Here is a 5643-nt window from a genome sequence, read left to right on the forward strand (position 1 = left end):
AGGAAAGCATGGGGATGAAGGTATGATAGCGAGATATGTAAAAGAACAAGATAAAGAATACCTGCAGCTACACCAAAATCTACAATTGAGTCTATTTTGATTCTGATACCCCGTCCGCTTGCGGCGGGGTAGTTCATTTGAATAATTTTTCCTTTACAAAAATACAAGAATTATTATAAAAGTTTAGATAAACCAGAAAAAACATCAAGTCTTATGAAGATTATTCAAGAATTATCTCAAAAGTCAACAATTGATGAGATTCTGGTCAGATAATTGGGATGGAGGGGTGAATCAACCTGATCCGAAAAAGAGATTGTTGTCGAGAGTCGGAGAGAAAAGCAATGAATATCAAGGATACGTTACACAATTTTGTCCAGTACCTAACGGAGGCTTTTGCTCGCATTTTTAGCCCCAGCAATGATGAATATCCCGATGTGGGGATGCAGCCTTTTGATTCTGAACCTTACCATGCTCCCAAGGGTAATTCTTAACTAAAAATGACGGATAATTGCTTTGAGATAAAAGTTATGGGTAGGGATAATAACCCTACCTGATTTTATAGAAAAATAATTAATCTTCTGCTTGCCAATCGGGACAACTATCACTATCCCAACCGTAGGGATGGAAACCGCAGACGAGAAGATTGCCTCCGTAGATATAACCGTGATAATTACGGCAACCGATACAAGCAGGATGGGTGTTAGGATCGGGGTTAACCTTAGGAGTGAGGGTAAAATCCGAGGGTTCATCTAATTCCGAAAAGGGATATTCATCGGAGTTAAAAAAATCTTCTAATTCCTGGGGTAAAACCTCTTGAATAAACTGTTCCAGATCTATGATAATTTCCTCATTGATTTCTTCGATAGTTTGGGTCACTTCTTGGAAAAAAGTTTCAATTCCCAGTGCCACAGTTTCGATCACTTCCCAAAAATCCTTCTGCCAATCTTCCATGTTTATACTTGCATCCCTTGTCTGGTAATAATTAATTATTTGTCGCTAAAATCTAGGTTTTAATCCTGTTGCAGTTTCCGTAATTCCTCCTGAAGACGTTCCACCTGTTGCCGCAATTCATCTACTTTTGGATTGGCTGCCTTGGTGTCCTCCTCATCTTCAATGATTTCTATCCGTCGGGGTTCATGGGGAATATTAGATTCGTTACCTTCTACGGTTTGCTGTTGTGCCTGTTTCACCAACTCATCAACGTATTTCCTCGCTTCTTCTGCGTTTATTTCGCCGCGAGAAATCATTTCATCGGCTAATTTTTGGGCTTGATTTCTTAATTCTTGTAAATTTACTTCAGCTTTTTCGGCGGCATAAGTAGCAATGCCTACACCCAAATAAACTGCTTTTTTGACTAAATCACCTAAGTTCGCCATAGCAAAAATCCTGAATCGATCGCTCTTACCTACTAGAATAAACGATCCTTCTCCCAAATGGAGATGGGTTTTGGGAGTCAGTGAACAGTGAACAGTAAACAGTAATCAGTGAACGCTTGCGCCGCTAATGTAACACCATGAACATTTTTCAGCCAATATCCAAGAGAGCCATCAGTGAACTGAAAACTCACATCTGATAACTGATAACTGATAACTGGTAACTGATAACTGATGAGGTAAAGTTTTGTAAAGAGATGAGGTGGTGGCAACAGCAAAAGTGATCGCTATAAAGATTAAATTTTAGTCAAATTGCTGATTTTTCGCCCTCAAAACGACGATAGAGCCTCATCAGGTCATTTTTGACCTAAATAGTTTGATTAAGCTCAAAATAACTAAATATTGCGGATAGCTGCCGGCAGCCAGCTGCCGGCTGAATCGATTTGTGTTCATCCTCAGCAAAGATTTAAACTAAAGAATCGAGACAAGATTCCCGATTTAATCACAAAAAACTATGTTTCCTATTCATCGCCCCCGTCGTCTGCGTCAAACCCCTCAAATGCGCCGTCTGGTGAGTGAAACCGTCTTGACAGCCAATGACTTTATCTATCCCCTTTTCGCCACGACGGGGGAAGGTATTGCCCAGGAAGTCAAATCGATGCCGGGGGTGTACCAATTATCAATCGATAAAATTGTTGACGAAGCCAAGGAAGTGCGGGATTTAGGAATTCCAGCGATTATTTTATTCGGGCTGCCGGAAAGTAAAGACACAGAGGCGACGGGAGCATGGCACGATCATGGTATTGTCCAAAAAGCGGCCACGGCAATTAAAGAGGCAGTTCCCGATCTACTTATTGTCGCCGATACTTGTTTGTGTGAATATACTAACCATGGTCATTGTGGTTATCTGCAAACGGGAGATTTAACCGGCAGGGTGTTAAACGATCCCACTCTGGGATTATTGCAAAAAACCGCCGTTTCTCAGGTAAAAGCGGGAGTGGATATCATTGCACCTTCGGGAATGATGGATGGTTTTGTCCAGGCAATTCGTCAAGGATTGGATGAGGCCGGTTATAGTGATACACCGATTCTTTCCTATACGGCTAAATACGCTTCTGCCTATTATGGGCCGTTTCGGGATGCGGCTGATTCTACCCCCCAATTCGGCGATCGCAGAACCTACCAAATGGATCCGGGTAATGCCCGGGAAGCATTAAAAGAGGTGGAATTAGACGTATTAGAGGGAGCAGATATGTTAATGGTGAAACCCGCTCTATCTTACATGGATATTATCTGGAGAATCAAGGAAATGACTAATTTACCCGTGGCTGCCTACAATGTGTCGGGGGAATATTCAATGATTAAAGCGGCGGCGTTAAATGGCTGGATTGACGAAAAAAGAGTGACTTTAGAGACTTTAACCAGCTTTAAACGGGCGGGTGCCGATATTATCTTAACCTACCACGCTAAGGATGCCGTGCGCTGGTTAGCAGAGGGTTAAACTTGATGATTCAACCCACCATGCTGATTATTAAGTAGTTAGGCACAATTCATTCAAGCAACGGCTCTTCTGGTTTCTGTGTGGAAACGAGTCAAGTTGAACGATGTTCAAAGGTACATTTTGCGCTTCCTCGGTTCGGCTTGTCAAAAATATTATTTTCTCTGTTGAGGAACCTGCGGAATGTAGGTTGAAGTGCTATGACTCAGCCAAAGTTATCGATGAAGACGGTCTAACTTAACCGTTCCCCACTTCCCCACTTCCCTACAACCCACGAAAAACTTTTTCCCTATATGGGGAAAGATTCGCCAATAGACCGGACAAGAATCTCTAGATGAGCGAGGCTATGGGTGGCCATGGCAGTAAATCGCAGACGACTGGTGGGAACGGTAGGAGGACGAATTGCGGGGGCAAAAATGCCTTTTTCTAGCAGTTTTTGCGATAATTCTAGGGCTTGACCCGGATTGGCTACCGGTAAACATAAAATCGCCGCTTCCGAAGGCAATATATTAAAATTATTTAAGTTACTCTTGACAAAATTAATATTTTGGTGTAGGCGTTGGCGACGTTCCGGTTCCAGACGAATAATCTCTAAAGCCATTCTAGCGGCGGCGGTGTCGGCGGGGGATAAACCGGTAGTATAAATCCAGGTGGCGGCGCGATTGCGGATAAAATCGATAATTTTGGCACTTCCGGTCACATATCCCCCTAAACTGCCTAAAGCTTTACTCAGGGTTCCCATCTGAATTAATTCCCGTCCCTGACAACCACAATATTCCACGCAACCTGTGCCATTTTCCCCCATAACCCCGGTAGCGTGGGCCTCATCCACCAAAACCATACAATTATAAATCTCGGCTAGAGCGAGAATTCCCGCTAGGGGACAGATATCCCCATCCATACTAAACACTGTATCAGTGAGCAGTAAACAATGACGATAGTGATGACGGTGGGCTAATAACTGATTTTCTAAGTCTTCGAGACTATTGTGCCGGTATTCTTTCACCGTGGCACCGCTTAACTTGGCTCCATTTTTCAGGCTAGAGTGATTGTATTGATCTCCTAAAATCAGGTCTTTCTGCGCCACTAAACAGGTAATTGTCCCCAAATTGGCTAAATATCCCGAACTAAAAACGATCGCGTCTTCGCTATTTTTAAAGGATGCGATCGCTAATTCTAAGTCTCGATGAATATCTCGGTGTCCACTTAATAAACGCGAGCCGGTGCTTCCAGTTCCATAGCTTTGTGTTGCTGCTATGGCTGCCGCGATCATTCTTTCATCGGCTGCTAATCCCAGATAGTCATTACTGGCAAAATTAATCAGCGATCGACCCTCTAATTCTATAACGGCTCCGCCCCGGCCTTGAATGGTTTTAACCCTTCGATACCAATTGGCCCGATGGAGGGTTTTTAAGCTATCCTCGATCCAAGAGTAAGGATGATTCATAGGCGATTGATCAATATAGTGGTTAGCTAGGGGAAAAATAGCCAGATTGTTGCCGAAAAAGGCTCTTTTAAGGGTTAATAGTTTCGTAAAAACGACAATCTTGACAGGGACCAGAGGGGTTAATCGCACAGCGTAACAGTTCGGATCTGGCGTTAAAACGACAACTAGCATCCCCCATCACCCAACGTCCTTCAATCAAACTTTTTTCGTTAGGAGTGGGAGCAGTTTGTACATAAAGGGAAATTTTGCGTAAACAATAGCCACCAATCTTGTATTGATACTGGTGGTGACGTTCCAAAACCGCATAGGTTTGTCCTTTTAAGGCCAAATAATTACCCGGTTGTGGCATCCAATCCAACTGTATCTCTCCCAAACTTTGCCGCGGATGGGTTAGAATAACCTCCGTTGTTAATGAATCTTGCTCCATGATTATCCCTGTATTCTGGGCTACCTTTGCTCAATGGTAGCTTAGATCTCTGGCTCTCTTATTCTTTGTGTGATAAGTTTAACTTATATAATAGCGATCAATCTTTGTGTCCTTTGTGTCTCTGTGGTTCGTTCCACTCACTCTAGAATTGCCAATTTCCCGATTAGAGTAGAAGATAAACCGCAGGATTTTTCCGAGAATTGACTTTATGGTTTACCCGATCCCGCCTGAAGATAATCTACCGCAAAAATTTCCGAAAATTCCCTTAGATCGTCGGGCCTATGCTTTCCTGATCGACTTTGCCTCGATCTGGTTTTTAAGCTCCTTTGCTAATAGTGCGCCTGTACTGCAATTTTTCCTTTTTCTCCTGATTTGGTGGTGTTTGCGGGTGTTATTAGTAGCGCAGAATCAGGGTCAGAGTTTAGGACGTTGGGCCCTGGATATGAAGATCATCGATCTACAACTTCAGCGTTTACCCGGAATTTTGGAGTTAAGCAAACGAGAGGCGATCGCTGGTGGCGGGGCAGCTTTAATGATGGTAGGGTTAAATACTTTTTTTGGCAATCCTTTAAGCTTGATTTTATTATCTTCGCCCCTTTTTGCCGATTGTGGTATGGCGATCGGTGATGAGCAATTGAACCGCGCTTTCCACGATCGCATCGGTGGCACGATTGTTATTCCCACCCGTCGGGGTTTTTCTCTCGATCTACGTTTAAGAAGGCTTTGGTATCAAGTTAAGGGCAGAATGAGAAGATAAATAGGGCTTGCTGAATAAATCTAAAAACCTTGTTGGATAAGGCTTTTAGACTTTTTTGACCTCAAAAAGTGCCGACCATTGGAGGGATCAGGGGTAAAATTCAGGTACTTTTTCCCTGAAAATTAGGTAACTGACTACCTC

7 protein-coding genes and 1 pseudogene are annotated in these 5643 nt (G+C 43.1%); 4 read left to right on the forward strand and 4 right to left on the reverse strand.

Annotation, left to right across the window (positions count from 1 at the left end; all coding sequences use genetic code 11):
- Positions 1–100: pseudogene (locus IM496_RS22595) on the forward strand (IS200/IS605 family transposase); the annotation flags it as partial.
- Positions 101–341: 241 nt separating this feature from the next.
- Positions 342–491: a hypothetical protein gene (locus tag IM496_RS01815; RefSeq protein ID WP_004163638.1), complete on the forward strand. Its 150-nt coding sequence runs from the start codon at positions 342–344 to the stop codon at positions 489–491.
- A gap of 79 nt (positions 492–570) precedes the next feature.
- On the opposite strand, the gene IM496_RS01820 is transcribed toward IM496_RS01815, so the two are convergent.
- Positions 571–951, reverse strand: a complete 381-nt coding sequence (locus IM496_RS01820; RefSeq protein WP_104396543.1) for a hypothetical protein — start codon at positions 949–951, stop codon at positions 571–573.
- 59 nt (positions 952–1010) lie between these two features.
- Complete coding sequence (locus IM496_RS01825; protein ID WP_194016524.1) at positions 1011–1376, reverse strand: phasin family protein; 366 nt, start codon at positions 1374–1376, stop codon at positions 1011–1013.
- Positions 1377–1887: 511 nt separating this feature from the next.
- On the opposite strand from IM496_RS01825, the gene hemB reads away from it, so the two are divergent.
- On the forward strand, positions 1888–2874 hold the full coding sequence (hemB, locus tag IM496_RS01830) for a porphobilinogen synthase (RefSeq protein WP_104396541.1): 987 nt from the start codon (positions 1888–1890) through the stop codon (positions 2872–2874).
- A gap of 286 nt (positions 2875–3160) precedes the next feature.
- Here the strand turns inward: hemB and bioF are convergent, their stop codons facing one another.
- The gene (gene bioF, locus IM496_RS01835; protein WP_104396540.1) at positions 3161–4318 is read right to left on the reverse strand and encodes an 8-amino-7-oxononanoate synthase; all 1158 of its coding nucleotides are present in this window, start codon (positions 4316–4318) and stop codon (positions 3161–3163) included.
- Between the two features lie 67 nt (positions 4319–4385).
- Positions 4386–4745 (reverse strand): DUF6464 family protein, encoded by a 360-nt coding sequence (locus IM496_RS01840; RefSeq protein WP_002747143.1) that lies wholly within the window; start codon positions 4743–4745, stop codon positions 4386–4388.
- 208 nt (positions 4746–4953) lie between these two features.
- Here IM496_RS01840 and IM496_RS01845 point away from each other — a divergent pair, with 208 nt between their 5' ends.
- Positions 4954–5502: an RDD family protein gene (locus IM496_RS01845; protein ID WP_194016521.1), complete on the forward strand. Its 549-nt coding sequence runs from the start codon at positions 4954–4956 to the stop codon at positions 5500–5502.
- Positions 5503–5643: the final 141 nt, after the last annotated feature.

The organism is Microcystis sp. M049S2, assembly GCF_020245625.1.
Taxonomy (GTDB): domain Bacteria; phylum Cyanobacteriota; class Cyanobacteriia; order Cyanobacteriales; family Microcystaceae; genus Microcystis; species Microcystis ichthyoblabe_A.

What these genes read in the sequence shown, in the direction of transcription:
- IM496_RS01815 (WP_004163638.1), top strand. Translation starts at nt 342, where the DNA reads ATGAATATCAAGGATACGTTACACAATTTTGTCCAGTACCTAACGGAG.
- IM496_RS01820 (WP_104396543.1), bottom strand. Translation starts at nt 951, where the DNA reads ATGGAAGATTGGCAGAAGGATTTTTGGGAAGTGATCGAAACTGTGGCA.
- IM496_RS01825 (WP_194016524.1), bottom strand. Translation starts at nt 1,376, where the DNA reads ATGGCGAACTTAGGTGATTTAGTCAAAAAAGCAGTTTATTTGGGTGTA.
- hemB (WP_104396541.1), top strand. Translation starts at nt 1,888, where the DNA reads ATGTTTCCTATTCATCGCCCCCGTCGTCTGCGTCAAACCCCTCAAATG.
- bioF (WP_104396540.1), bottom strand. Translation starts at nt 4,318, where the DNA reads ATGAATCATCCTTACTCTTGGATCGAGGATAGCTTAAAAACCCTCCAT.
- IM496_RS01840 (WP_002747143.1), bottom strand. Translation starts at nt 4,745, where the DNA reads ATGGAGCAAGATTCATTAACAACGGAGGTTATTCTAACCCATCCGCGG.
- IM496_RS01845 (WP_194016521.1), top strand. Translation starts at nt 4,954, where the DNA reads ATGGTTTACCCGATCCCGCCTGAAGATAATCTACCGCAAAAATTTCCG.